Annotated in this window: 20 protein-coding genes and 2 pseudogenes; 9 read left to right on the top strand and 13 right to left on the bottom strand. The window is 66.9% G+C overall.

The features are described from left to right. Positions 1-28 precede the first annotated feature (28 nt). A complete protein-coding gene (locus MJ777_RS11350) occupies positions 29-1,525 on the top strand; it encodes a sensor histidine kinase (protein WP_370651462.1) in 1,497 nt (498 codons plus the stop codon). Between the two features lie 153 nt (positions 1,526-1,678). Here MJ777_RS11350 and MJ777_RS11345 read toward each other — a convergent pair whose 3' ends face one another. From MJ777_RS11345 to MJ777_RS11325, 5 genes are read right to left on the bottom strand one after another with little or no spacing between them, the layout of a single operon-like run. After that, on the bottom strand, positions 1,679-3,670 hold the full coding sequence (locus MJ777_RS11345; protein WP_239375871.1) for an efflux RND transporter periplasmic adaptor subunit: 1,992 nt from the start codon (positions 3,668-3,670) through the stop codon (positions 1,679-1,681). Then, positions 3,663-4,640, bottom strand: a complete 978-nt coding sequence (locus tag MJ777_RS11340; RefSeq protein WP_239345036.1) for a DUF5666 domain-containing protein — start codon at positions 4,638-4,640, stop codon at positions 3,663-3,665. Before MJ777_RS11340 ends, MJ777_RS11345 begins: the two co-directional genes overlap by 8 nt. Positions 4,641-4,700: 60 nt before the next feature. Next, positions 4,701-5,933: an ABC transporter permease gene (locus tag MJ777_RS11335; RefSeq protein ID WP_239309151.1), complete on the bottom strand. Its 1,233-nt coding sequence runs from the start codon at positions 5,931-5,933 to the stop codon at positions 4,701-4,703. Continuing rightward, positions 5,930-6,715: an ABC transporter ATP-binding protein gene (locus MJ777_RS11330; protein ID WP_239375869.1), complete on the bottom strand. Its 786-nt coding sequence runs from the start codon at positions 6,713-6,715 to the stop codon at positions 5,930-5,932. The genes MJ777_RS11335 and MJ777_RS11330 overlap by 4 nt, the downstream gene beginning before the upstream one ends. 3 nt (positions 6,716-6,718) lie before the next feature. Further along, positions 6,719-7,930 carry an efflux RND transporter periplasmic adaptor subunit gene (locus tag MJ777_RS11325; RefSeq protein WP_239375867.1) on the bottom strand — a complete coding sequence of 404 codons (1,212 nt, stop codon included), beginning with the start codon at positions 7,928-7,930 and terminating at the stop codon, positions 6,719-6,721. Positions 7,931-9,249: 1,319 nt separating this feature from the next. Between MJ777_RS11325 and MJ777_RS11320 the strand changes: the two genes are divergently transcribed. Next, positions 9,250-9,846: a TerD family protein gene (locus MJ777_RS11320; RefSeq protein WP_239309222.1), complete on the top strand. Its 597-nt coding sequence runs from the start codon at positions 9,250-9,252 to the stop codon at positions 9,844-9,846. Positions 9,847-10,031: 185 nt separating this feature from the next. Here MJ777_RS11320 and MJ777_RS11315 read toward each other — a convergent pair whose 3' ends face one another. Together MJ777_RS11315 and MJ777_RS11310 are read right to left on the bottom strand one after the other, a co-directional pair. Further along, positions 10,032-10,763, bottom strand: coding sequence for a DedA family protein (locus tag MJ777_RS11315; protein WP_239375865.1), 732 nt, complete (start codon positions 10,761-10,763; stop codon positions 10,032-10,034). A gap of 2 nt (positions 10,764-10,765) precedes the next feature. Then, the gene (locus tag MJ777_RS11310; protein ID WP_239375863.1) at positions 10,766-11,152 is read right to left on the bottom strand and encodes a hypothetical protein; all 387 of its coding nucleotides are present in this window, start codon (positions 11,150-11,152) and stop codon (positions 10,766-10,768) included. 201 nt (positions 11,153-11,353) lie between these two features. Between MJ777_RS11310 and MJ777_RS11305 the strand changes: the two genes are divergently transcribed. Beyond that, positions 11,354-12,907 (top strand): Na+/H+ antiporter, encoded by a 1,554-nt coding sequence (locus MJ777_RS11305; RefSeq protein WP_239375861.1) that lies wholly within the window; start codon positions 11,354-11,356, stop codon positions 12,905-12,907. 447 nt (positions 12,908-13,354) lie between these two features. Here the strand turns inward: MJ777_RS11305 and MJ777_RS11300 are convergent, their stop codons facing one another. Continuing rightward, positions 13,355-14,602: an IS66 family transposase gene (locus tag MJ777_RS11300; protein ID WP_239375859.1), complete on the bottom strand. Its 1,248-nt coding sequence runs from the start codon at positions 14,600-14,602 to the stop codon at positions 13,355-13,357. A gap of 257 nt (positions 14,603-14,859) precedes the next feature. Here MJ777_RS11300 and MJ777_RS23115 point away from each other — a divergent pair, with 257 nt between their 5' ends. The 3 genes from MJ777_RS23115 (at position 14,860) to MJ777_RS23105 (ending at position 15,828) form a co-directional block, all read left to right on the top strand. Then, positions 14,860-15,012, top strand: coding sequence for a hypothetical protein (locus MJ777_RS23115; RefSeq protein ID WP_370652706.1), 153 nt, complete (start codon positions 14,860-14,862; stop codon positions 15,010-15,012). Between the two features lie 267 nt (positions 15,013-15,279). Next, entirely contained in the window at positions 15,280-15,429 is a 150-nt protein-coding gene (locus tag MJ777_RS23110; RefSeq protein WP_370652705.1) for a hypothetical protein, read from the top strand. Positions 15,430-15,438: 9 nt separating this feature from the next. Then, positions 15,439-15,828: an integrase core domain-containing protein gene (locus tag MJ777_RS23105; protein WP_370652704.1), complete on the top strand. Its 390-nt coding sequence runs from the start codon at positions 15,439-15,441 to the stop codon at positions 15,826-15,828. A gap of 211 nt (positions 15,829-16,039) precedes the next feature. Here MJ777_RS23105 and MJ777_RS11290 read toward each other — a convergent pair whose 3' ends face one another. Both MJ777_RS11290 and MJ777_RS11285 read right to left on the bottom strand, forming a co-directional pair. Beyond that, on the bottom strand, positions 16,040-16,333 hold the full coding sequence (locus MJ777_RS11290) for a ribbon-helix-helix protein, CopG family (protein ID WP_239375858.1): 294 nt from the start codon (positions 16,331-16,333) through the stop codon (positions 16,040-16,042). After that, positions 16,330-16,635 (bottom strand): hypothetical protein, encoded by a 306-nt coding sequence (locus tag MJ777_RS11285; protein ID WP_239375856.1) that lies wholly within the window; start codon positions 16,633-16,635, stop codon positions 16,330-16,332. Before MJ777_RS11285 ends, MJ777_RS11290 begins: the two co-directional genes overlap by 4 nt. Before the next feature lie 381 nt (positions 16,636-17,016). On the opposite strand from MJ777_RS11285, the pseudogene MJ777_RS23100 reads away from it, so the two are divergent. Further along, a pseudogene (locus MJ777_RS23100) lies at positions 17,017-18,081 on the top strand (integrase core domain-containing protein). A 481-nt stretch (positions 18,082-18,562) separates the two neighbouring features. Here the strand turns inward: MJ777_RS23100 and MJ777_RS11275 are convergent. Continuing rightward, positions 18,563-19,123 carry a hypothetical protein gene (locus MJ777_RS11275; protein ID WP_239375854.1) on the bottom strand — a complete coding sequence of 187 codons (561 nt, stop codon included), beginning with the start codon at positions 19,121-19,123 and terminating at the stop codon, positions 18,563-18,565. Positions 19,124-19,988: 865 nt separating this feature from the next. On the opposite strand from MJ777_RS11275, the pseudogene MJ777_RS11270 reads away from it, so the two are divergent. After that, positions 19,989-20,156 (top strand): annotated as a pseudogene (locus tag MJ777_RS11270) (transposase); the annotation flags it as partial. 513 nt (positions 20,157-20,669) lie between these two features. After that, entirely contained in the window at positions 20,670-21,989 is a 1,320-nt protein-coding gene (locus MJ777_RS11265) for a cytochrome P450 (RefSeq protein ID WP_239313392.1), read from the top strand. A 392-nt stretch (positions 21,990-22,381) separates the two neighbouring features. On the opposite strand, the gene MJ777_RS11260 is transcribed toward MJ777_RS11265, so the two are convergent. Continuing rightward, positions 22,382-22,777 carry a hypothetical protein gene (locus MJ777_RS11260; RefSeq protein ID WP_239313389.1) on the bottom strand — a complete coding sequence of 132 codons (396 nt, stop codon included), beginning with the start codon at positions 22,775-22,777 and terminating at the stop codon, positions 22,382-22,384. Then, positions 22,774-23,061: a hypothetical protein gene (locus MJ777_RS11255; RefSeq protein ID WP_239313386.1), complete on the bottom strand. Its 288-nt coding sequence runs from the start codon at positions 23,059-23,061 to the stop codon at positions 22,774-22,776. The genes MJ777_RS11260 and MJ777_RS11255 overlap by 4 nt, the downstream gene beginning before the upstream one ends. Positions 23,062-23,733: the final 672 nt, after the last annotated feature.

The raw sequence follows: 23,733 nt of genomic DNA, 5'->3' as shown, positions 1-23,733 counted from the left end.
AGCGCCCACTGCTGCGAGTCTGACACTCGTGAGTGACCCAGGACGGGGAACGGCGCTGCGGACCCGGCTGATGATCGGCCTGTTGGCCTTGCTGACGGTGGGATTGTTCAGTACCGCGGTCATCAGCATTTTCGCACTGCGTACCTACCTTTTCGACCAGACGGACGATCAGCTGCGCAGCGCACAGAACATCGTGACGGCCCGTAGCAACGCTCTGCTAGCCCAGGTGGCGCCCACCATCAGTATTGAAGGCCTGCAGCGCGCGATCGCCCCGACCGACTACGTGGTGGAACTACGCAGGCGCAACGGCTCGGTCCTGGTCGTCACGGGAAGCGGCAGCGGCCCAGCGCCGCCCCGTCCGCTCATCAACGCTGCCACTGACATCGACGCCCGAGTAGCCTCCGGAACTCCGTTCACCATCGTCAGCGATGGCAGGCGCTTCCGCGCGATCGCCGGGTCGCTGTCCGCGGGCGGCGAGATCGATCTCGTGGCTATTCCGCTGCGTCCAGTCACCGCAACCATCGCCCGGCTGGCGGGCATAGAGATCGTGGCCGGGATCGCCGTTCTCACCGGCGCGGCTTTTTCGGCATGGCTGCTGCTCGGGCGTGGCCTACGGCCGTTGCGTGATGTCGCGGAGACCGCAGCCGCCATCGCCGGCGGGGACCTGTCCCGACGCGTGCCCGACTCGCCCGCGCGCAGCGAGGTCGGTCGGCTCGCCGCCGCACTCAACATCATGCTTGGTCAGATCCAGTCCGCGTTCGAGGAGCGGGTCCGCTCGCAGGAACGACTACAGCGGTTCGTCGCGGACGCGTCCCACGAACTACGGACACCGCTGACGTCCATCCGCGGCTATGTCGACCTGATGCGCCAGGGCGTCATACCGCCAGCGGATGTGGACGACGCCCTGCGTCGTGTCCAGGAGGAGAGCACCCGGATGAGTGCCCTGGTCGATGACATGCTGTACCTGGCCCACCTCGACGAGCACCGGCCCTTGGAGCGCTCGGACGTCGACCTCGCGGCCGTGCTGCGAGACGCGGTTGCCGACGCGGTCGCTGTCGAACCGGATCGACTCATTGAGCTGACCTGCCCCGACCGGTGCGTAGTGGTCGGCGACGCCGACGCCCTGCGGCAGGTGGTCGGGAACCTTCTGTCGAACGTGCGGGTCCATACCCCGGTGACAGCGCGCGTTGAGGCGACGCTCGTCCGGGACAGCGCCCGTGTCCATCTCACGATCCGCGATTTCGGCCCGGGTATGCCCTCAGAAGCGGCCGAGCGGGTATTCGACCGCTTCTGGCGGGCGTCGGGGAGCCGCGACCGGGTCCACGGTGGCAGCGGGCTGGGCATGTCCATCGTCGCGGCTGTCGCCGCCGCGCATGGCGGCACCGCCGACGTACGTTCGGCGCCCGGCAACGGGACCACTGTCCGGCTCGTTCTTCCCATAGGTGAGCCGGAACCGGCCGATCCGCCCACAGGGAACATCACCGTTGGCAACTACGCAGGGCAGGCCGCTGGGCCGCCACGCTGAGAAGGCAACCGCACCTGGCACAGCCACACGCGACGGCCTTCGAACAGACGGCCTTCGAACAGACGGCCCTCGAACGGACGGCCCTCGGGACACGCCGAGTGTGCGGAGAACCCGACCAACACAGCCGAAGCAACCTGCCGCTGCCGCTATCGGTCAGTTCCGTCTACCAGCGCCGGTGGGGGCACCGCCGCCGGCGAAACCACCGCCAGTCGCCCCCACGCCGCCGAGCCCGCGCAGCGTGGTGTTGCTGGTGGGCAGGGGGGCGTGCAGGTCCGCCAGAATGATCCGGTCACTTTCGGACAAACCGGATGTTATCTGGGTGAAACTCACGCCGGCCGCACCCACCTCCACCGGCAGGCTGACCAACTTGGCATCCCGCAACACGGACACAATATGACGATTACCGATGGTACGGACGGCCGATGTGGGCACGGCCAGCGCGTTCACCGCGCTGGAAACAACGATGGACACAGCCGCTCCGGAGCCAGCGAACAGCTGTCCGCCACCGCCGTTGAGACCGATGGTCACAGGATAAGCGACCCCGCCTGACGCTCCCGGCCCCGTCCCGGTGGATGCTGTGGACACCGTCGGAAGCAGGCCGACAGCCACCACGGTGCCCGCTGTCGGCGAATCAGTGCCGTCCGGAGTCACCGTGACCTTGGCGCCGACCTTCACCGCGGCGACATTGCTGTCGCTGACGGTCGTCGTGACCTCCATTGCGCCTGGATTCACCACGACAATCGCCGCTGTACTCGATCCGGCGGTTACGGACTGGCCGGGCGCGATATTGACAGCGGCCACGAGACCATCGATCGGGCTGACGATCCGTGCCTGGTCCAGGCTCTGCGCGGCCACCGGGAGCATGGCGTTGGCCGCGTCGACCGAGGCCTGGTCGGCGGCGATCTGCGCGGCTGATGCTGGCGCACGCGCAGCGGCTGATCCCGTCCTGGCGCCGCCTGCGGCCGTACCACCCGCTGCGGAGCCCGCGCGAGTAGCGCTACCTCTGTTATTGCCAACGCTGCCAGTATCGCCGGTTTTACTTGTGCCGCCTGTGTCACCGCTATTTCCTGTGTTACCGCCCGCCTGGCCGTGACCACCGCTCCCGGCCCCGGCCCCGGGGCTGGTCTGGCTCGGCGAGGGCTGCCCCCCCGCAGCGGCCGGTTGCCCTCCAGGAGACTGTGTCAGGAGCTGGGCGACCGCAGCATCGAGGGCCGTTTCATCCGCGGCGACCGTGCGTAGATCGTTGTTCAGGGTCTCCTGCTCAGCAAGAACCTCCTTGAGCAACGCCGAGCAGTCCGTGCCGTCGGGCGTGCTCCCAGCCGCCTGTTCTGGTACCTGCGTGGTCTGGGTGGCGCTCGGAGCCTGGGTAGTCTCGGCCGGGCTCTGGCCGCCGCGTGCGGAACTTGCCGCCATCGGCTCCGCAGCATGACCGAAGCTGTTCAGGAAGGCTCGGCACACCGACTGTTCATGCGCCAGATCGGCCTGGGTCTGATAAAGGACCGTGTCGGCGGCGTGCTGGTCAGCCAACAGCTGCCGCTGGTAGCGCCTGACAAGATCCACCGCCGATGCCGAATCCTGGCTGGCACCTCCACTAGCTGTGGAGCCGACCCGCGGCTCACTGGAGGTGATCATTTTTACGGCGGCATAACTCCCGCTCGGCGTACCAACCTGGCTGGAAGTGACAAATGCCGCGCCGGTGGCGGTGCCGGTGCCGGTACCGGTCGACGTGGATGTCGACGTAGTACCGGTGGTGGTCTGGCTGGCCTGGTCCGCCGCGAGCTTCGCCTGCGCGAGGGCAAGCGCCGCCCGAGCATTGTCGAGGGAGGCCACAAGGGACGACGTGTCGAGCTCGGCCAGGATGTCGCCTGTCGCCACATGCTGACCGACAGCGACGGGAACCTGCGCTACTCGACCGGCAACAGGAAAACTGATCGATGCCTGGCTGACAGGTGCCACGCTGCCGACAGAGCTTACGGTCGCCTCGACCGTGCGGCGGGTGACCGCTGCGGTCCGGTAGGACGGCCCGCTGGAGGCGGTGGCCGCCAGCATACCGCCGCCGGCCCCGCCGACGACAACGACGGCGACAGCGACGGCGGCCCAGCTGCGAACCCGGCGGCGCCGGGCACGGAATGTCCGGTCAGCCATTAGCGGGCCCCGTGGCCTCGCCCTGCCGACGGAAACCACCGATACATCCGTTGGGCCCCGCCGACCGGATGTTGATCGACGTGGCCGTGATCGCTCCGGTGCTGTCAGCTGGGCCCACCGCCGTGACGCACTCGCCGACCTTCAGAACAGCGGCCGATGCCGGGACCGTGTGATCGTAGACGGTCGAAACGCCCGTGGTAACGGTTCTCGTCGTGGCTGGGGTGTCCCCACGGGCGATGGTCTCTACCACGAAGGCCGTGTCGGACTTTGACGTGACAGTGCCGAAGAGCGCGCCGACGCGGCCCACGCCGCCGGCCCTGGGACTGCGCTGCGCCTGGGGGCCGCCGGAGGGATTCGGGGCTCCCGAGGGGCGTGCCCCGCCGCCGAAAGCAGTGCGGGAGGCGCCGTTACCGGTGCACTTACCCGCGTCCGGCTTACTGATCGTAATGTTCTGCGCGATGACCGGGGCATCGGTGGCGGCTGGTTGTCCACCCTCTTGCGTTCCCGAAGCCGCTGTCACCAGTACGCAGTCGCCGACACCCAGGCTGGACGCGGTGGTCTGTTCGGTCCGGGTGAAAGCGGTGGACGTGGTGAAATTGACGGCGACCTGGCCCACCGAGGGGTTCTGGACCTGGATCGTTGTGTCAGTCACCGCCGCGGCCGTTCCCGTGACGCCCGGTGGGCCAGCCGGCGCGGGATTTACCCCGGGGGCCGGCGCCGTCGAGCCGGCCACGGTGGTAGAGCTCGCGCTGCCACCGCAGGCGACCAGAGCGAATACGGCGGCCGACAGCAGGACGGTCAACCGCCCTCCCGCGCTGACCCGCGGCTGGCGGGATACGGGCCGAGCTGTCCGGACAGCGGCGCCCACGCGCGGGGGCACCCCATGTACGGACAGCTCGTGCAGGGGCAGGCCGCGCCCAGGAACGCCGTGTTCGGCGGTGTTACTCGCGGGCAGAGTCGACTCGGACACGCTGGGCTCTTTCCTGATCGTGGCCCTGGACAGAACGCCGGGCCGGAGACCGATAGATCATCATTCGCTGCGCAACGCCTCGATGGGGGCCAGGCGGGCAGCCCTGCTGGCGGGGTAAACACCGAATCCGACGCCGATTCCCACCGCGACGATGATCGATCCAAAAGTTGCGGGAAGTGATATATCGATACGCTGAGAAATCAGGTGCGGGAGCGCCACGGCACCCACCACACCGAGCGCGGCACCGGAGATACCACCGGTCAGACCGAGGACAGATGCCTCGACCAGGAACTGGCGTCTGATCACCCGGGGCGGCGCCCCGAGAGCCTTGCGCAGACCGATCTCACGGACACGTTCAGTAACAGAAACCAGCATGATATTCATGACACCGATACCGCCGACCAGCAGCGAGATCGCGGCGATGCCCCCGAGCAGCACGGTCAGAGTCCGGTCGACCGAAGTCGCGGCGGACAGGATGGACTGCTGGCTGGCAATGGTGAAGTCGGCACCGGTGGGCGTGCTGATGTGGTGCAGCGCGAGCAGTTCGTTGTTGGCCTCCTGGTAGGCCGCGGACAGCGTCTTCGACGATGACGCCTCCAGGTAGATGCTCTGTACGGAGGTGCGCGTCGCGCCGCCGAACACCCGGTTGGCCGCGGTGCTGATCGGGAGGACGACCTGGTCGTCCTCATTGGCTGTGGCGGAGGAACCGACCGCGGTGAGGGTACCCACGACCTGTATCGGAACCCCCGACACGGTCACGGTCGCGCCGATCGGGCTGCGGCCACCGAACAGCTGCTCGGCCGTAGTAGCCGCGAGTACCGCGACCGCGGCGTGGTTGGTCACGTCCTGGCTGGTGATGAACCGTCCGACAGCAATCTTGCGGGCCCGGACCGACAACCAATCGGGCGTCGTCCCCACGACTGTGGTGGTCCAGTTCGACGCGCCGGCCGTCAGGGAAAGGCTGCGTTGGCTGGCCGGTGCGACCGCGGCGATGTCGGGAGCGACATCCCTGACGGCGAGGGCATCGGCATCCTGCACGGTCAGCGTCGAGGCCGAACCGAAACCGCCGCGGACACCGGTGCTGCTGGTAGTGCTCCCCGGCGAGACAACGAGCAGGTTGCTGCCCAGCGAGTTGATCTGATCGCGGACCTGGCCCTGGGCACCCTGGCCGAGTCCGACGGTGAGGATGACCGCGGCAATACCGATGAGGATGCCAAGCACTGTCAGAGCGGAACGCGACCGGTGCGTGCGTACCGCATCCAGCCCGATCCGCAGTGTCTCCATCCAGCTCATTTGCGTACATCCCAGGCGAGCAGGGGCGAATTGGAATGATCCCCGCTACCGAGCCCGGTACCGGCGTGCTTCCCCGGCCCCGTGTCGTCCTGGATGTCACCGTCACGGATCCGCACTACCCGGCCGGCGGTAGCGGCGACCTCGGGTTCGTGGGTGATGAGAACGATCGTGCGGCCGGCCGCGTGCAGCTGGCTCAACAGGCCAAGCACATCCCCCGTGGACACGCTGTCGAGATTGCCGGTCGGCTCGTCCGCAAGGATGAGCGCTGGATCGGTGACCAACGCACGGGCAACGGCAACCCGTTGTTGCTGGCCACCGGACATCTCGCTCGGCCGGTGGGCGATCCTGTCCCCCAGCCCGACCTTCTCCAGCGCGTCCACGGCCCGGTCGCGACGCTCCGTCCGGCCTGTACCGGCATAGCACAACGGCAGTTCGACGTTGCGCCACGCGGACAGTGTCGGAAGCAGGTTGAACTGTTGGAAGACAAAGCCGATCCGCCGATTGCGGATCTCGGCCAGCTCCTCCTCGGACATCCGGCCGACGTCCTCGCCGGCAAGGTGGTAGCTACCCGCGGTGGGCACATCGAGACATCCGAGGATGTGCATCAGGGTTGATTTCCCCGACCCCGACGGGCCCATGATCGCGATGTACTCACCCTCGGAAATACGCAGGTTCACCCCCCGCAACGCCTCGACTTCGAGGGAACCGGTCCGGTAGGTCTTGCGGACACCGTCGAGCTGGATGACGGGCTCCCGACTGGCAGGCGACTCAGGCTGGGCCACGGCTCAGTTCACCCCGCCGCCGCGGGTGCCCCCGCCGAAGCCGCCACCGCCACCACTACCGAAGCCGCCACCGGTACCGGCGGTCGAGGTCCCCGCCCCGCCGCGCACACGTCCCGCGGGAGCCGTGTCGGGTACCACCACCATGTCCCCGGCCGCCAACCCGGCGGTGATCTGCGTGACGCCACCGGAGCTCACCCCCACCGTCACCGCTCGCGGAGCCTGCCGCCCCCCGATCAGCTGATACACCTGCGCCTGGGAGCCGGTGTAGCGCAGGGCCGCGGTAGGTACCGTAATGACGTCGGTCAGCTGCCGGACAATGATCTGCACCTGGGCACTCGCCCCGAGATGCAGCCCCGCTGGGATCCCGGTGACGTCGATGGTGACCGGGTACGTCGCCACCCCCGAGCTCTGGGTCGGGAGCAGACCGACGGTGGACACCGTCCCGAACAGCGTCGTGGTGGCGCCGTTCGGCGTGATGACCGACTGGTTGCCCGTCTTGATCTGGCCGATCTGGGTGTCGTCGACGCTAGTATTGATCTTGTAACCATCAGAACCGACAATCACCACCTGGGCGGAGGACGCGGAGGACGCGGACGTCGAGGTGCTCGACGCGGCACCCGACACCGAGCCCCCGCCGCCGGCGCCAGATGTGGCCGTACCGCCGCCGGAGACCTGTTGGCCGACCACCAGGTTGACAGCCGCGACGGTACCGGCGATCGGCGATGTCAGGCTCGCCTGGGCCAGCGAACGCTGCGCCGCGGCAAGCCCGTCCTGTGCGGCGGTGATTGCCTGATTGTCCGCATTGAGCTGGGCAGCTGTGGCCCCGGCAGTCTGGTCGGCGGACAGCCGGGACTGGTTGGTGGACACGCTGGCCTGCGCCTGCGCGACCGAAGCTGTCAGGGCCGCCGAGTCAACTGTGGCAAGCGGCTGTCCCGCCGAAACCTGCTGGCCGACCGTGACCGAAACGGTGGTGACCCTACCTGACACGCCAAAAGTCAGGTCCGCCTCGTGGGCAGCCTGAATAACCCCGGTAGCTGAAACCGCCTGCCGGATGGTCCCGAGGCTCGCCGCAACCTGACGTGGAGTACTACCGGTGGCGGACGACGAAACCGCCAGACCGACCGTAATCGAACCCGCCACGATGATGACAGCGGCCACCGCCCCGAGGGCGAGTGCCTTCCGTCCGATCCGCGGGCGCGGGCGCCATACTTGCATCCACTCCTCCGAAGGCCCCGGCGGGCAAAGCGACCCACCTGCGCATGCCGCGATGGGCACCGCACCGGTGCCGATCGCGATCAGTGCCCTCAGCTTCGCGGAGAAGTCTTGGTGTTTGCTGAGAAAATCCGGTGGAACTCCTGACCGACGGCTTTCCGCCATCCATCACGGGTGGACACCCATACGCCATTGCTGACCTGTTTGGCCGCTGTTTCGGCTGGTAGGGATTTCAGCGCAAGCCGCCGGGCTGCCGTCACCCACCTCGACGCTCCGCGCGGCGCCGCGCCAGGCTCCGTCCAGCCAGACCCCGCGCTGCCCCGAGCTACAGCGGTACCGAACTACACCTACGATCGACCTATCCGGTCGGCCTGGCCGCTGCGGCCCGTTCGTGACGCTGTCGGACGGCCCCCTCTGCCCTTCCCCGCGGCCCGCGCGTAGGGAGCCGCGGTCGCCGAGGTCGTGAACACGGGTGAACGCTGGCTGTCGGGCTCATCGCCATCGGGCCCGCCGTCGTGGGGCCCGTCGCCATAGGACGCAGCGCCGTCAGGCCTGGGGGTTCCCGGCGGGTAAACCGGCTCCTGGAACAACGGCAGGCCAGCTCCTCCCACGCGCGGCAACGTCCTGGACTCGACCGCGGGCTGCGGCGATGAAAAAAGCGACTGTGCTGCCATCTGAGTACTCCATCTCATCCAACTCATCCAAATTTCATGCCGGTTTAACAGAACGGCTTTTAGAGCGCCCGGCGTACAGGTACCACGCACGTGGTCATCTCCACGGCAAAGAAGCCAAGAACGACCCGCCAGCGGGACGGTGACGCCTGATTTTCCAGCGGTACCGTCCAGCGCGGGCCTCCGCCCGTCGCCGCTGGGGATGCTTCCATGCCAGCACAGCTCCATGCCAGCGTAGTTCCGCACCAACATAACCCGGCTCCAGCGCGGCCCTGCGCTTCCATCGGGTACTCCGCGAACCCTACCAGGCCCGACCCGGAAAGGTGCCTTTTCCGATCACGACCGGGTACAGCCGGATGCGGCGCCGCGCCGCGGACTCCGCCACTATCGAGAAAAGAAGCAGGGTGACCCGCCATGCCGAAAACGATATTACGGCTGTATCACCCCTTCGCGGACATATGATTTATATCACTCCGTATCATAACTTTTCGCCGTGCGTCATGACGATGCGGACCACAAGCCAGCTGTTCCGCAAAGAAGCGAATCCGTAGGATGCATGTCACGTTCCGGACACCCCCATGACCGCTCCCGACGCGGATAGTGATTCTGTTAACACGGGGACGGCGGACGCCGTTGGAAGGTGAGGAAGCTGTGGACATCGAGGGGCGTGGTAGCGCTGGTGTTGCCCTGCTTGCGAAGGGAGCCGGGCTCACCCACATCACGGTCGGCCTGGGCTGGGACCCGGATCTCACCGGCTCCACCGAGTTCGACCTGGACGCCAGTGCCATCGCGCTGACCGCGGACGGCCGGGCGGCATCGCGGGACTTCTTCGTCTACTTCAACAACCTCGCGAGCCCGCGGCATGAGATCGTCCACCGGGGTGACAACCTCACCGGCGCGGCGGAGGGCAACGGAACTGGCGATCCCGGGGATGACGAACAGATCGACATCCGGCTTGACCGGCTGTCCCACAGCATCACCCGGATCGTCTTCCCGGTGAGCATCTATCATGCCGAAGACCGGCAGCAGAGCTTCGGCGACGTCCGCAACGCCTACATCCGTGTTCTCGACGCGGAGAACGGCAACCAGATCGCCCGTTACGACCTGACCACCCAAGCGGCCACCGAAACCGCGATGCTGTTCGGGGAAGTCGCCCGCGAAGGCAACGGCTGGACGTTCCGAGCGCTCGGCGAGGGCCGGGTCACCGGCCTGACCGGCATCGCCCGCGAATACGGCCTCGACGTCTGACCCGGCGCCACCGGCCCAGCGCCATCTCCGCGCACCGGAGAAAACGGATTCCTCTCAATCCTGAAAAAGAACAAGCAAAGGACAAAAAGATAGACAAAGGACCGGAGTCCACAGGCACGGATCACGAAGGTCCACAGCCGCGATGGTCGGATAGTGGCGGGCCGGGCTCACCGCGAGCGGGCGGCTCATTCGCCGGTTTTGCTTTGGGGGGACGTACCAGGCTGGCTGTCGGTGGCCGGATCGTGTCGGCGGCGGTACAGGTGCAGGACGAGCAAGCCACCGACAAGCAGGGTGAGCAGGCCGGTGGAAACCCATCCGGCCGCCTTCTCGACGCTGGCGTAGGATGCGCCGGCAACATAGCCCAGCAGCGTGAATCCGACGCCCCAGACAATACCGCCGGCTGCGTTGAAAACGAGGAAGCGGCGGTAGGGCAGCTGGGACAGACCGGCCAGGCCGGGCATGACCGCACGCAGGAAGGCGGTGAAACGGCCGACGAAGACCGCCCGCCCCCCGCGAGCCCGGAGGTAGGCACGGGCGCGGTCGACAGCCGGGCGGCGATGCCGTAGCAGCGGCAACGCCAAGATCCGTTCACCAAAATGCCGGCCCACCTCATAGCCGACCGAGTCACCGATGATCGCCGCAACGACCACGACCGCGGCCATACCGGGGAGGCTGACCACATGCTGGCTCGCCAGCACCCCACCGAGTACCACCGCGGTCTCACCGGGTAGCACGAATCCGACGAAAATCGCCGCCTCGCCGAAAGCGAAAGCGGCGACGATGGCGTATACGGCCGGTCCGGGCATGATCAACAGGTGCTGGAGCAGGCTCGTGCCCGGCGTGGCGGTGACCGTGGCAGCCACGCTGGAGACGAACACGGCGGCCATGGTAACCGGATGCGCGGGTATCGCGGCCACGGCTACCGCGACCAGGCATGCATGGACCAGACATGCATGGCGAGGTCGAACATCCGGCCGATCTCACGGCTGGCGTCAACCGCGCGCAGCGCGGCAATCAACCCGAGAACAGCCGGGATTGCCGCGGGCAGCCAGCGTGACAGTGGCGGCGGAGCAAACAGCGCGGCAAGCCGACGGGTCACCGCATGCTCGTGGAACGGCGACCTTTCGGGCGCGGCCGGGCCGAGCCCGATCCCGGTAGTGGCCAGAACGGCAGGCGCAAGCGCCACCGCGGCTGGCGTCACCAGACCATCACCTACCCGCAACTCCGCCAGAACCTCACCCTCGAACATGCCCAACGCCCGCCGCCCGCCGGGCCACGCGACCCGCACCACCCTAACCGATGACATCTCGTCGTATGTTACGACAGCTTGTAGTAGAAATCCGAGGCGGCAACCCACACCCTTCTCCTTCGCCGATCCAGACCGAGCAGGCTGCGGGCGAGAATTGATAAAGTAGGCCCACGGTGTGCCGGGAAGCCTGGTCGGCGCGGGGAATGAACTGCGGCGGCCCGCGGCAGTGACCCCGATCATGGGTCAGGGGTTCGGCGGATGCGCGCGGTGGGGACGCTCCTGTTTCTTGTGGTGCTCGCCACCGCGGTGGCCACCGGGGCACGCCGCTGGCGGGTACCCGCCCCACCACTGCTGGTGCTGGCCGGGCTCGGGGTGGCATTTGTACCGGGTGCTCCCACCCTGCGCATTGCCCCGCAGGTCATCGGCCTGGTCGTCCTGCCCCCGCTGCTGTATGCCTCCGCCGAAGAGCTGTCACTGCGCGACCTGCGCACGGTGTGGCGGCCCGTCACCGCGCTGGCGTCCGGTCTGGTGCTGGCCTCCGCGGCCGCCGTGGGCGCGTTGGTTGTCGTGCTCACGCCGCTGCCGGCCGCCATGGCGTTCGTGCTGGGCGCGGTACTGGCCAGCACCGACCCAGTCGCGGTCACCGCGCTCGGCCGCAGGCTCGCCCTCCCCGGCCGGGTGCAGGTGCTGGTGCAGGCGGAGAGCCTGTTCAACGACGCCACCTCGCTGGTGCTCTTCAAGGTCGCGGTCACCGTCGCGGTGGCCTCCGGCGCGGTCGGCTGGCAGGCGGCCAGCGGCCAGTTCTTCCTGCTCACAGGTGGCGGCAGCGCGGTCGGCGCGGCGGTCGCGGCCGTCGTCGCGATCATCCGCCGACACACCACCGACCCTGAGCTGGAGACCGTGATCGCGCTGGTCACCCCGTATTCCGCCTACGTGCTGGCCGAATCCGCGCACGCCTCGGGAATCACCGCCGTCGTGGTCGCGGGCGTGCTGTTGGGGCGCTCCCGGCAGCGGCTCAGTGACGCCCATATCCGGCTGCAACTGCACGCCGTGTACGCGGTGGTGGTGTTTCTGTTGGAAAGTGTGGTTTTCAGCATCATCGGTCTCGAACTGCCATCCCTGATCCGCGAGCTCCCGGCCGGAACCGGCCTGTGGCCGCTCCAGGCACTCGCTGTCGCCGCCGCTCTGATCATCCTGCGGGTATTGTGGATGCTCCCGTTGTCCGCGGCTGTCAGACCCACCGGAGGCCGCCCGTCTTGGCAGCTGGCGAGCGTGATGACCTGGGCCGGCACCCGGGGCGTGATGCCGCTGGCCGCAGCCCTGTCCATCCCGCTCAGCGCCACCGATGGCACCCCGCTGCCCGGACGCCCCCTGGTCCTGACCCTCACCACTGCCGTCGTCGTGTTCACCCTCGTCGTCCAGGGCCTGAGCCTGGCCCACGTTGTAGGCCGCTCCGGAGTCGCGCTCGAACCCGAGCACACCGCCCGGGAAGAAACCCGTGCCCGCAGCCTTCTGACCCATGCCGGGCTCATCCACCTCGACCACCTGACCAGGCTGGAGAGCATCCCGGAAGCGGCCGTCGCCCGTATGCGCCGCAACCTCGACGCACGCCTGGAACAACCCGCCGAGTACAGCGACGATCAGTCGGGCAGAACCTCCCTCCAGGCATACCGCGAGCTGCACCGCGAGGTGCTCGTCGTGCAGAGCGTCGAGCTACGCCGTCTGTATGACGAGCACCAGATCAGCGACACGACACGGCGGCGCCTGCAACACGACCTGGACCTGGAGGAAGCTGCTCTGGGCCGGCGTTGAGAACCTGTTTTGGCCCGTCGGTCCGGACCGCGGGTCGCGGCCAGATGGCTTCTGACAGGACGAGTTCTCAGAGGCTCCGGCAATAGGGCGTTCGATCAGGGAGCGGCGTCCGGGTGGATGGATCGCGAGGCGGCGGAGGGAGGCGCCCTGTGTTGGGCGTCGACCGACGAGCCGGGGTACCCGTGCATCGCACAGCGACGGACGGGGAGCGATGACGCGAGGCGCCGACCGGGCGGCGCGAGCCGGACAGTCCTATTGCCGGAGCCTCGTAGAGCGTGTTTGAGATCGTCATTCCGGCTCACCGCACCCAGGTGCCCCCTGGCCGCGGCTCACTGATCGAAGTAAGCATTCACCACCATAAGTGATCTTGCTGTGGGTAGCCATCGTGGGCATGGCTGCGGGCCGCGCAGGGTGGGCCGGTGCGGCGGGGTCGTTCGTGGCGGCCCGTCAGGTCGAAACGACGGCGGGCGGTGGCATCCAGGGGGCACCAAGAAACGCCAGACGCAGGGCACGTAGCGCTGACTCACCGTGCTTGCGGGCGGTGGAGACGTAAGAGGCGATCTTGAGCCGGGCTGCGGTGGCGATCTCCGAGGTGAGCCGACCGGAGATCTTCTGCTGTGTCTTGAACGGCCGTAGGTCGCGCTCGGACTGATTGTTCGTCGCCCAGACGTCCAGGTCGAACACGAAACGCAGCACATCCTGCTCGCGGGCGTCGAGGCACTCGAGTAGGCAGCGACCGACCGGCTGCTTACGGCCCTTCGGCGCGGGAACGATCTCAGAAAGGCCGACCTTCACCCCGGAACGGAACTCCTCGATCAACGGGTCGCGCAGCGCGGCCGGGACCCCGGCAAGCCCGGCGAGGCGAGCAAGGCTGGCCTGGTGGACCAGCCCCGTGAGCGACCGGGCGACCTGCGGCGCCCACGCCGCGTCTGGGTAGGTCTCGATCACGTCCCGCACGTCCCGCAGGATGTGCGCGACACAGAGCTGGTGCAGGAAGCCGTTGAACGTCACGTGGTCGTACAGGCCGTAGCGGTCGTGCACGACGACACCCAGCATCCGGGCGAGCAGGAACAGCTCGAAGCTGACCAGGTCACGCCGTCCCAGCATGAACAACGTGAACAGCCCGGTCGACACCGAAAGCACGTACCGTGTCCGCCCCTTCGGTCCGATCTTCATGGGTGTCTCGTCGAAGCCGACGACCTTCTCGGCCGCGATCCGCTCCTCGATCTCCCGCACCGCCGGGTCGACCGCCTCCGACCCGGCGGCGAGCAGGCCGTGCACCCAGCCGGTGGACACCTCAACCTGGTAGACCTCGAAGAGCAGCTCACAGATCCGCTCGACCGGTATGTGCGGGCGCACGAGCAGGTACAGCGCGATCGCCCGGATCTCCGGGCCGTAGGACACCGACGCGTCGAGCACCTCGGCAGGCCGGGCCGCTACATGACGCAGCCCGCAGCCGCACACGACCCGGTACAGGTCGTGCTGGGTCACAGCGAACTCGACGCGGGCGACGTCGTGGGACTGATGCGAGCGGGCGACCCCGGCGACCGTGCCGTCGGCGATCCCGGCGCCGCAGGAGCAGTCCCCGACCGGGAAATGCCTCTCGACCCGGTCCGGAACCTCCCGCCAGGCCAGGGTCAGCCCGTCCTCGCCAGGCTGCTTGCCCCGCTTCCTCTTCCCCCGCCGCCGCCCCACCCCGCCAGACGCCTTCTCCGCGACGTCCGTGTCTGTGACCTCCTCGTCCGCGGCGTCCGTGTCCTTCGGGATGCCTCGACCCTGTGGGGTGCCAGAAGTCGGCCTGGGCCTGTGAGCTGGGGAGATGCGGCCCTACCGAGCCGGCGGGATGATGGTCAGCTATGTCGATCCGCCTGCCCTATCTGATCTTCGTGCGGGTGTGCGGCTGACTGGTCCTCCTCGGCCGTTCATCGGCGCCCAAGAACATCGAGCTACTCGTGCTGCGGCACGAGGTCACGGTGCTGCGCCGTACCCAGCCCAAGCCCCGGTGGGACTGGGCAGACCGGGTAGTCCTCGCCGCACTCATCCGACGCCTGCCCACGACGCTGCGAACCCACCGGCTGGTCACCCCCGGCACCGTCCTACGGTGACACCGCCGTCTGAGCACACGGACATCGACCTACCCGCGGCGAACCGGACAGCCACCGGTCAGCTGGGAGATCGCCGCGCTGATCGAGCGGCTCGCGACCGAGACCACGACGTGGGGCTACCAGCGGATCCAGAGCGAGCTCCTCACGCTCGGCCACCAGGTCGGTGCGTCCACGATCCGCCGGGTCCTGACGTCTCTGGGTCCACCGGCGCCCAGGCCGCAGACCGACACGACCTGGCGGCAGTTCCTACGCACCCAGGCCTCGACCATGCTGGCCCTCGACGTCTTCCACGTGGACTGCGCCGTGACGCTCCAGCGCCTGTCCTGCTTCTTCGTCACCGAAGTCAGAACCCGCACCGTCCACATCCTCGGGGTCACCGCCCATCCAGACGGGCACTGGACCACCCAGCAGATCTGAAACCTCCTGATGGACCTCGGCGACCGGGCGGCCGACGTCCAGTTCCTAGTCCGTGACCGCGCGGGACAGTTCACCGCGTCGTTCGACGCGGTCCTCGCCGATGCCGGCATCACCACCGTCACGATCCCACCCCGAACCCCGCAGGCGAACGCCTACGCGCAACGGTTCGTCCGCACCGTCCAGACCGAGGCCACCGACCACATGCTGATCTTCAGTGAACGACACCTACGCGCTGTCCTGGCCGAGTACGCGACCCACGACAACGGACGACGACCCCACCGCGGCCGCGACCTTCAACCACCCCGGCCCGAGCAGCCCGTCGCCGACCTGGCCAAGGAGCGGATCAAACGCCGGGCCACCCTCGGCGGCCTGGTCAACGAATACGAACGAGCCGCCTAAAATCGCCTAAAACCCCAGGTCACCACCGGTGGCCAAGTTCTGGCACCCCACACGCAACACCCATCGTTTCTGTCGATGTCAGGTAGGCGTGTCTACCACCCGCCGTATCCGACGGACTCCTTCGATCTCGATCATCTTCACACCGGAACATGGCTCGACCGCCCGCGTCGGTCGTCACCTCGCCGTCCGCCCTGCCGCGACATGTTCATGCTCATGCCGACTCACGGAACACGCGTCGGGCGATCTCCTCGACTTGCTCGACGGTCAGCACCGGCGTTTCAGGATCGTGTACAGCTCGGGTGAGGATGCGCCGGATCAGCGCCGAGGTGGGGATGTGCTCGGCGCTGGCCCAGGCCTTGAGGCTCTCCGCCAGAGAGGCGGGTACCCGCACAGAAACCACGGCCTGTTCGTTCTCCAACACCTCGGCTTCGGCGGCTTCGGCTTCTTCGGCGGCGTACTCGGCGCGAATGGCATCCCGTCGAGTGCGCGTCGCGTTACCAGTCATGGCCTGCCCTGCCCTTCCAGATAGTCCCGAAGATCGGCTCCGCGGGTCTTCCACGCGGTGATCCCGGCCTTGTCAACCGAATCGATGATCACCGTGAGGACGAAGCCGGCGCTCGGCGAGTAGCCGACGAGCCGGATGGCTCCGGTCTGGCTCTTGGGATCCGGGTTGCGGACGATCCGGCGCGGATCCGCGGCCGCTTCCACCGTCCACTCCGGCTCGATGCCGGTCGCCCCCGGGTAACGGTCGCAACGGTGCCGGATGTACTGCGCGTCCTCCTCATCCCACCACAGCCCGTCCACCATGACTACAGTGTCACACAGCTACTCACGAACCTCCGGCCGGCAGAGCGTGAGCGTTTGTGACCCGTGTCGTGACGGAGTACGTGATGTCGAGCCACACCCGGAGTGCGTGGTGGATGACGTCGCCGACGATCGTATGATCGACAGCCGCGCGCGTCGCAAGCGCCGTCGGCAATTGCGTGCTCAGCCGTACCGGCGTCACGTCCGCCGGGCTCGACCCCAGGGGACGGCCGCCCCGGTACCGACGTAGCTCCCCATCGTCATGGGTCCATGCGGTTCGGGTTAAACGCCGCGTTGGGCGCTGGCGTGTGGGGCGCCAAAAGTCGGCCTGGGCCTGTGACCTGGCCCGATGTGAGGGCGTGACTGTCGACATGATGGTCAGCTATGTCCGTACGCCTGCTCTACCTAATCTTCGTGCGGGTGTGTGGCTGGCTGGTCCTCCTCGGTCGCTCGTCGGCATCCAAGAACGTCGAACTGCTCGTGTTGCGGCACGAAGTCGCGGTGCTGCGCCGTACCCAGCGCAAGCCCCGGTGGGACTGGGCAGACCGGGCGGTACTCGCCGCACTCATCCGACGCCTGCCCACGACGCTGCGAGCCCACCGGCTGGTCACCCCCGGCACCGTTATCCGGTGGCACCGCCGTCTGAGCACACGGACATGGACCCACCCGCAGCGGACAGGACGACCACCGGTCAGCCGGGAGATTGCCGCACTGATCGAACGGCTCGCGACCGAGAACCCGACACGGGGCTACCAGCGGATCCAAGGCGAGCTCCTCACGCTCGGCCACAAGGTCAGCGCGTCCACGATCCGCCGCGTCCTGCAATCCCTGGGTCTCCCACCCGCGCCCAAGCGGCAGACCGACACGACAGGGCGGCAGTTCCTGCGCACGCAGGCCTCGACCATGCTGGCGGTCGACTGTCTTCCACGTGGACTGCGCCGTGATGCTCCAGCGCCTGTACTGTTTCTTCGTCCTGGAAGTCGGAACCCGCACCGTCCACATCCTCGGGGTCACCGCCCATCCAGACGGGCCCTGGACCACCCAGCAGATCCGAAACCTCCTGATGGATCTCGGCGACCGGACGGCCGACTTCCTGATCCGTGACCGGGCCGGGCAGTTCACCGCGTCGTTCGACGCGGTCCTCGCCGATGCCGGCATCACCACCGTCACGATCCCACCTCGGGTTCCCCGGGCGAACGCCTACGCGCAACGGTTCGTCCGCACCGTCCGGACCGAGGTCACCGACCACATGATGATCTTCAGTCAACGGCATCTACGCGCTGTCTTGGCCGGGTACGCGACCCACGACAACGGACGACGACCCCACCGCGCCCGCGACCTTCAACCACCCGGCCCGACCACCCCATCGCCGACCTGACCAAGGAGCGGATCAAACGCCGGGCCACCCTCGGCGGCCTGGTCAACGAATACGAACGAGCCGCAGCCTAAAACCCCAGGTCAGCACCAGTGGCCGAGTTCTGGTACCCCACAGGCTGAACCATTGCAAAAAAGGACAAGATGCTCTCTTAGGTCATACAGCTCCGGAAGATCGACATCGGTCATGAGCTGCGAATACTCCAACCAAGATCAAACTAGGGGCGAAACTCCCGCTAGCCAGTTTCTCCAGCCGCACGACGGTAGGAGGGTAGCGATAACCGTCCGTTTCCCCCTCGAACTGCCCCCGGCCACCGAGGGGTGGAGATCGCCCGCGCAGACCTGATGTTCTACGGCTTGGACCACAGCGGCCCGTCGCATGAGGCGCGGGTCTTTTTCAAGGACAAAACCCCGACCCGGTGGCACCGGAGCGGCTGCGGTACACGTGCCCCGGGCTGACGCACCCCACACCCGACGCGCACCTGCCCGGGGCGCCCGCTGCTGCGCCCGTCCGACCTTGTCGATCCTCGGACGGGCGCAGCGGGCTGGTCGGCGGTCAGGTGATAGTCCGGCTTACGCGGACGAGGAGGTGGTGGAACCCGGCGAACCCGCCGAACAGGCCGCTGGTCTCCAGGACCTGGATGTGGGTGAGCGCGTCGGCGTGCGGGGCGTCGACGGCCGGTAGGTTCGCGATGGCCTTCGCGAACGCGTCGTCGAAGCTGAGGGTGGGTGACATGCCCACGGCCTCATCCGCCGCCGGCGGGGCGGCCTTCTCCGCGCTGCCTCGCACGGCGGTCGCGTAGCCGGCGAGGTCCGTGCCACAGGGCTCGATGGGAATCTGGTCGGTGCCGTCGGCGTGATGGACGGTGATCTGCGGCTGGTCTTCGGGGTAGCGGACCGTTTCGAGGTGCCGATACGGGGTGACATGCTGGGGGAAGATGCCGGGCTTCGCGCAGCGTTGGAGATCAAATTGCTGGGGGAAGATCCGCAGCGGGCTTGGGGTGATGGTGATGGTGAAGCCGGGGGTGGGTATCTCACCCTCGGCGATGAGCAGCACGTGGACGCCTTCGCGGTAGGCACGGATACGGGTTCGGCTCGCAGGTTCGCAGCGGCTCATGGTTCCTTCCAGGGCGTGTCGTTCGTGCGGGGCAGGCGGTACGTCACTCCGGCTGACCCGGTGGTGTCGACCTTGTGATCCCCGCGGTGTCGGCTGGCGGGGCGCGTGGGCTCAGATGTGCCGGCGACCTGCGCACCGTCGCGGCTGGTGAGACGCGACCACGGCGAGAAGCACTCGTCACTGTCGTGGTTTCCCCCGGCTGACCTGGCCTTTCTTTCGTACCGGTATGACAGGGGCGGGGACGCCTGAGGAGTTCTCTGGTTATCTGCCAGCTAATTCCATACGTCGAGTGGCCATCGTGACGGTTCCGATTTTTATAGGCGTCGCCTGGTAGCGCAACGTCGGACACCCGACAGGCTGACAGTGAAACGACAGAAGGACGCATGAACCCAGACAGGCGGCCTGGTCGCCCGCCGCGCTACTCACGGACGACCAGGCCTGTTGGAACGGATTCCCGTGGAATCTGTCAGCAGGTTCCCAGCATGGTGTTGAGCGCCGCCTTCTCCGCACTGTCCACCGTCAGGTTGTAGTAGTACTTCACCTGAATCTAGGCCCGTGCGTAGGTGCGGCGGAAGCTGGTGAGGGAGGGGTAGCTGTTCAGCAGGGGTCACAGCTCAAACATCCAGGTCAGAGCGATGATCGCCACTATCCGACATGTCGGAATTCATGCTATAGATAACTATTAATTTTCAAAATGATCATTGTTTCTGGCGTTCCGATCCAGATGGCCATGCCGCTGAGCTGGGGGTTTGTCAGCGACCCCCCTGCTGAACAGCTACCCGACCGGATGTGCCAGACCGTGCCCGCTGGAGCGCAACCTGGCGGTCGCCATGGCTATCGATCAAGAAAGGTGCAAAAGTCGAGCTCGCCGTGGCAGCGAGGCTCCAACGAGAACACGAACGGGCTGCTCCGGCAGTATTTCCCGAAGGGTACCGACCTGTCCTTGCATTCGCATGCGGAGCTTGATAGTCTGGCTATACAGTTGAATGGGAGGCCACGGGAGACGTTGGAGATTTTCGGAACCCTCTATTGAAATAATTTTCCGATAAATCTCATTTTGCTAACTTTTGGTAGCTGTTCAGCAGGGGTCACAGCTCAAACATCCAGCTCAGAGCATTGATCGTCAATGTCCGGCTTGTCGGAATTCGTGCTATAGATGACCATTAGAATTCGTAATGAAATAACTTGTTCATTTTGAGCCTTCTGCAGGCCTACGACCTGCGAAGACGCTCCCGAGGATGCATTTGTTAATTCATTACAGATCCTTAGCTCTCAGGATGATCATTATTTCTGGCGTTCCGATCCAGATGATCATGTCGCCGAGCTGGGGGTTTGTTGGCGACCTCCTGCTAAAAATCCACAACTTTTTGGTCAAAAGCCGGAAAATGGGGTTTATCGGAATAATTGTTTCAATAGGGGTTTCTGAAAATCTTCGTTGAACTGGCAGACGCCCCTTGAAGTGTTTGGCGATCTGTTGACAGCGAATGCGTCGCCTTGACCGCTTGATTCCGCCGTCGCATTACGCGGCACTACGAGGAGTTCCCGTATGGACCGACAGGTACTCGTCCTGAATGCCGAAGGCAGAAACCGTCACGCCGAGGACACCGAGCTGCGCGCCCGCGGTCCCGCCACACTTGTAGACATCCTCGGCGTGCAGGCGTGGTCGGTCACCGACCCGGACCTGCTCAAACAGCTCCTCACCGACTCCCGCGTCTCCAAGGACGCCTACCAGCACTGGCCGAAGTTCCCCGACGAAATCATCGGCAAATGGCCCCTGGCCCTCTGGGTCGCCGTAAAGAATATGTTCACCGCCTATGGCGGCGACCACGAACGCCTGCGCCGCCTGGTCAGCCCGGCGTTCACCGCCCGCCGCGTCGCCACCATGGTCGGCCGCATCGAGCAAATCACCGCCGTCCTCCTCGACGACCTCGCCGCTACCCCGCCCGGCCAGACCGTCGACCTACGCGAACGCTTTGCCTTCCCTTTACCGATCCAAGTGATCAGCAAGATCATGGGCCTACCCGAGGACTCCCATTTCGACTTCCGCCGTACCGTCGACAAAGTGTTCGACACCACTCTCACCCCCGAAAAGGCCGCAGCCAACACCCAAGAGCTATATGCGATCCTCTCCGACCTGGTTGCCGCCAAGCGAGCCGAGCCCGGCGACGACATCACGTCAGCACTGATTGCCGTCCGGGACACCGAAGGCGACGGCTCCGGCCTTACCGAACAGGAACTCGTCGACACTCTACTACTCGTGATCGGCGCAGGCTACGAAACCACCGTCAGCCTCCTGGACCAGGCCATCGCGGCCCTCCTCGTCCACCCCCACCAGCTTGCCCACGTCCGCGCCGGCCGCGCCGGGTGGAAAGACGTCATCGAGGAAACGCTCCGGTACGAAGCCCCCCTCGCTCACCTACCGATGCGCTACGCGGTCGAGGACATCACCCTCCCCAGCGGCCTGACCATTCGCCGAGGCGAGGCGATCCTCGCCTCGTATGCCGCCGCCAGCCGTCACCCGAAGCTGCACGGCAACACCGCCGACCAATTCGATGTCACCCGGCCCACCAAAGAGCACCTGGCCTTCGGCCATGGAGTCCACTTCTGCCTCGGCGCACCCCTCGCCCGAGCCGAAGCAGCGATCGCGCTGCCCGCATTGTTCGACCGTTTCCCCGATCTCCGTCTCGCCATCCCCGTCGAAGACCTCGAACCTAACGTCGGCCTGATCTCGAACGGCCATCTGACGCTGCCCGTACACCTCCGACGCGTGACCAGCGACCCGCACGGCAAGATCCGCGTCGACGTAGACCGAGATCCCCCGGGGGACCTCGACGCCCATGTCCCTCCCGGTTTCCACAGTTCGTGAGCACACGATTTGGGCCTGGTTGGGTAGGGAGCTGGCGGTGACGGGGACTGGTTGGGTAGGGAGCTGGAAACGGAACGCTTACGCGTCACCGCGCCAGCTCCCTACCCAACCAGCCCCGATCGAGGCCAATCCTGCGTATGGCGTCGTCCCCGACGCGCCGAAAATGACGGTCCGAAAGCGCGCCCGGGAGGGTGCGTTGACTCGTGGTCAGCTGGCCATTGTCGATCCGTTCCGCCGTCTACTATGCTGGGGGCCAGGCGATCCCCGTCGACAGCTACTGACCGCCGTCCTGGTAGCCGTCGTTTCCGGACGGACAGGGGTATAGCCAAGGTAAGGGCAATACCCACCATTGATCTTGTAGGGGAACGCCTTCCCTGCTGCCGTGGTGGCTGTCAGAGGGGGATGGCCTCGACCGCAGTGTCGGCGTAGCGCGCCGGGTCGATGGTTACTATCGGTACCCGGATGGTGGCGGCGGTGCTGGCTGCGTGCAGCGCGGGCCAGCTGAGGCGGGGGTGTTCGGTGCGGAGCTGAGCGACCAGGGCGGTGCGGGACAGGCCGACGATCTCGATGGCGCCGATCGGGCCGCCGGTGACCAGCTCGGCGAGGTGGCCGGCGATGGCCGGCCGGCGGACGGCTGCGGAAGCCAGGCACAGGGCGGGTATAGCGATGGCGGGGCGGCGGTCGATCGCTGCGGCAAGCAGCCGGGACAGCTCTCGGCGGTGGTGTTCGGCGCCATCATCGGTGAGCCCTGCGATCAGGGCAAGATCGTCGAGGACGTAGCCGCTCACGCTACCGCGGCGGTGCGGTGCGCGGCGACGGCGGCCAACGCGACACGGGTGAGCACGTCGACCGGGTCGCGGTCGTCGTGGCGCAGCTCCGCGGCGGCCTTGGTGATCATGGTCGCGATGGGGACCGGCGCGGGGTAAGTGCCGAGGGTGTCGCGGACCCACGCCAGGGCCGCGACCTGGGCGTGCAGCACGGTCGCGGCCCGGTCGCCGGCTGGGTCGGTCGGCCCGGCCAGTTCCTCGATCACCGCGTGCAGGCGGGCGTGGTCGATAGTCACGGGGTCCACCGCAGGGCCTCCTTCCGTCCTTCAACGAATCTTGATGTCCCGTACTGGGGATGACCCTTGGAAATGTAGCGTGCAAGCCCCGCCGTTCCGGGCAGGGTTAGAGCATCGGGGCCGGCCGCCGCTGCCCTTCGGTATACTTGCGCAACAAACGCATCATCCCACCGCGTGCGGTGGCAATGGGCAGTGAAGCAGGAACCCACCGAGGTGCGGCATGAGCCGCACGGTAGGAATCCCCGACCTTCAGGGCGGGAGGATGTCAAGGTAGTCCGCTATCCCACCTGCCGTGCGGGGTACCAGGTGCCGCCCGCTACCCCGCGTCCGACTATGCCCGCCGGTACGGCGACGGTACCGGGCCTCCGGCCCGTTAGCGGTGGGGGCCGGGCGTGGCCGGCCACGTGGGGCGATGGAAAATCGTGGCTGGCCGTCCGGTCAACATCGGGCTGACTTGGTGCCGAAGGTGAGCTCGTCCGTTAGGGCCGCGCGGCGCCCGGTACGAAGGGACACCATTTCCCTGTGGGGTGCCAGAAGTCGGCTTGGGCCTGTGACCTGGGCTGACGCGGTGGAGTGGGCTGCCGGCATGATGGTCAGCTATGTCCGTACGCCTGCTGCACCTGATCTTCGTTCGGGTCTGTAGCTGGCTCGTTCTCCTCAGCCGCTCGTCGGCATCGAAGG

Origin of the sequence: Protofrankia sp. Cj5 (assembly GCF_917627405.1) — a bacterium.
Classification (GTDB): domain Bacteria; phylum Actinomycetota; class Actinomycetes; order Frankiales; family Frankiaceae; genus Protofrankia.
The sequence above is the reverse complement of the archived record's forward strand: the minus strand, read 5'-3'. Positions and strand labels throughout refer to the sequence as shown.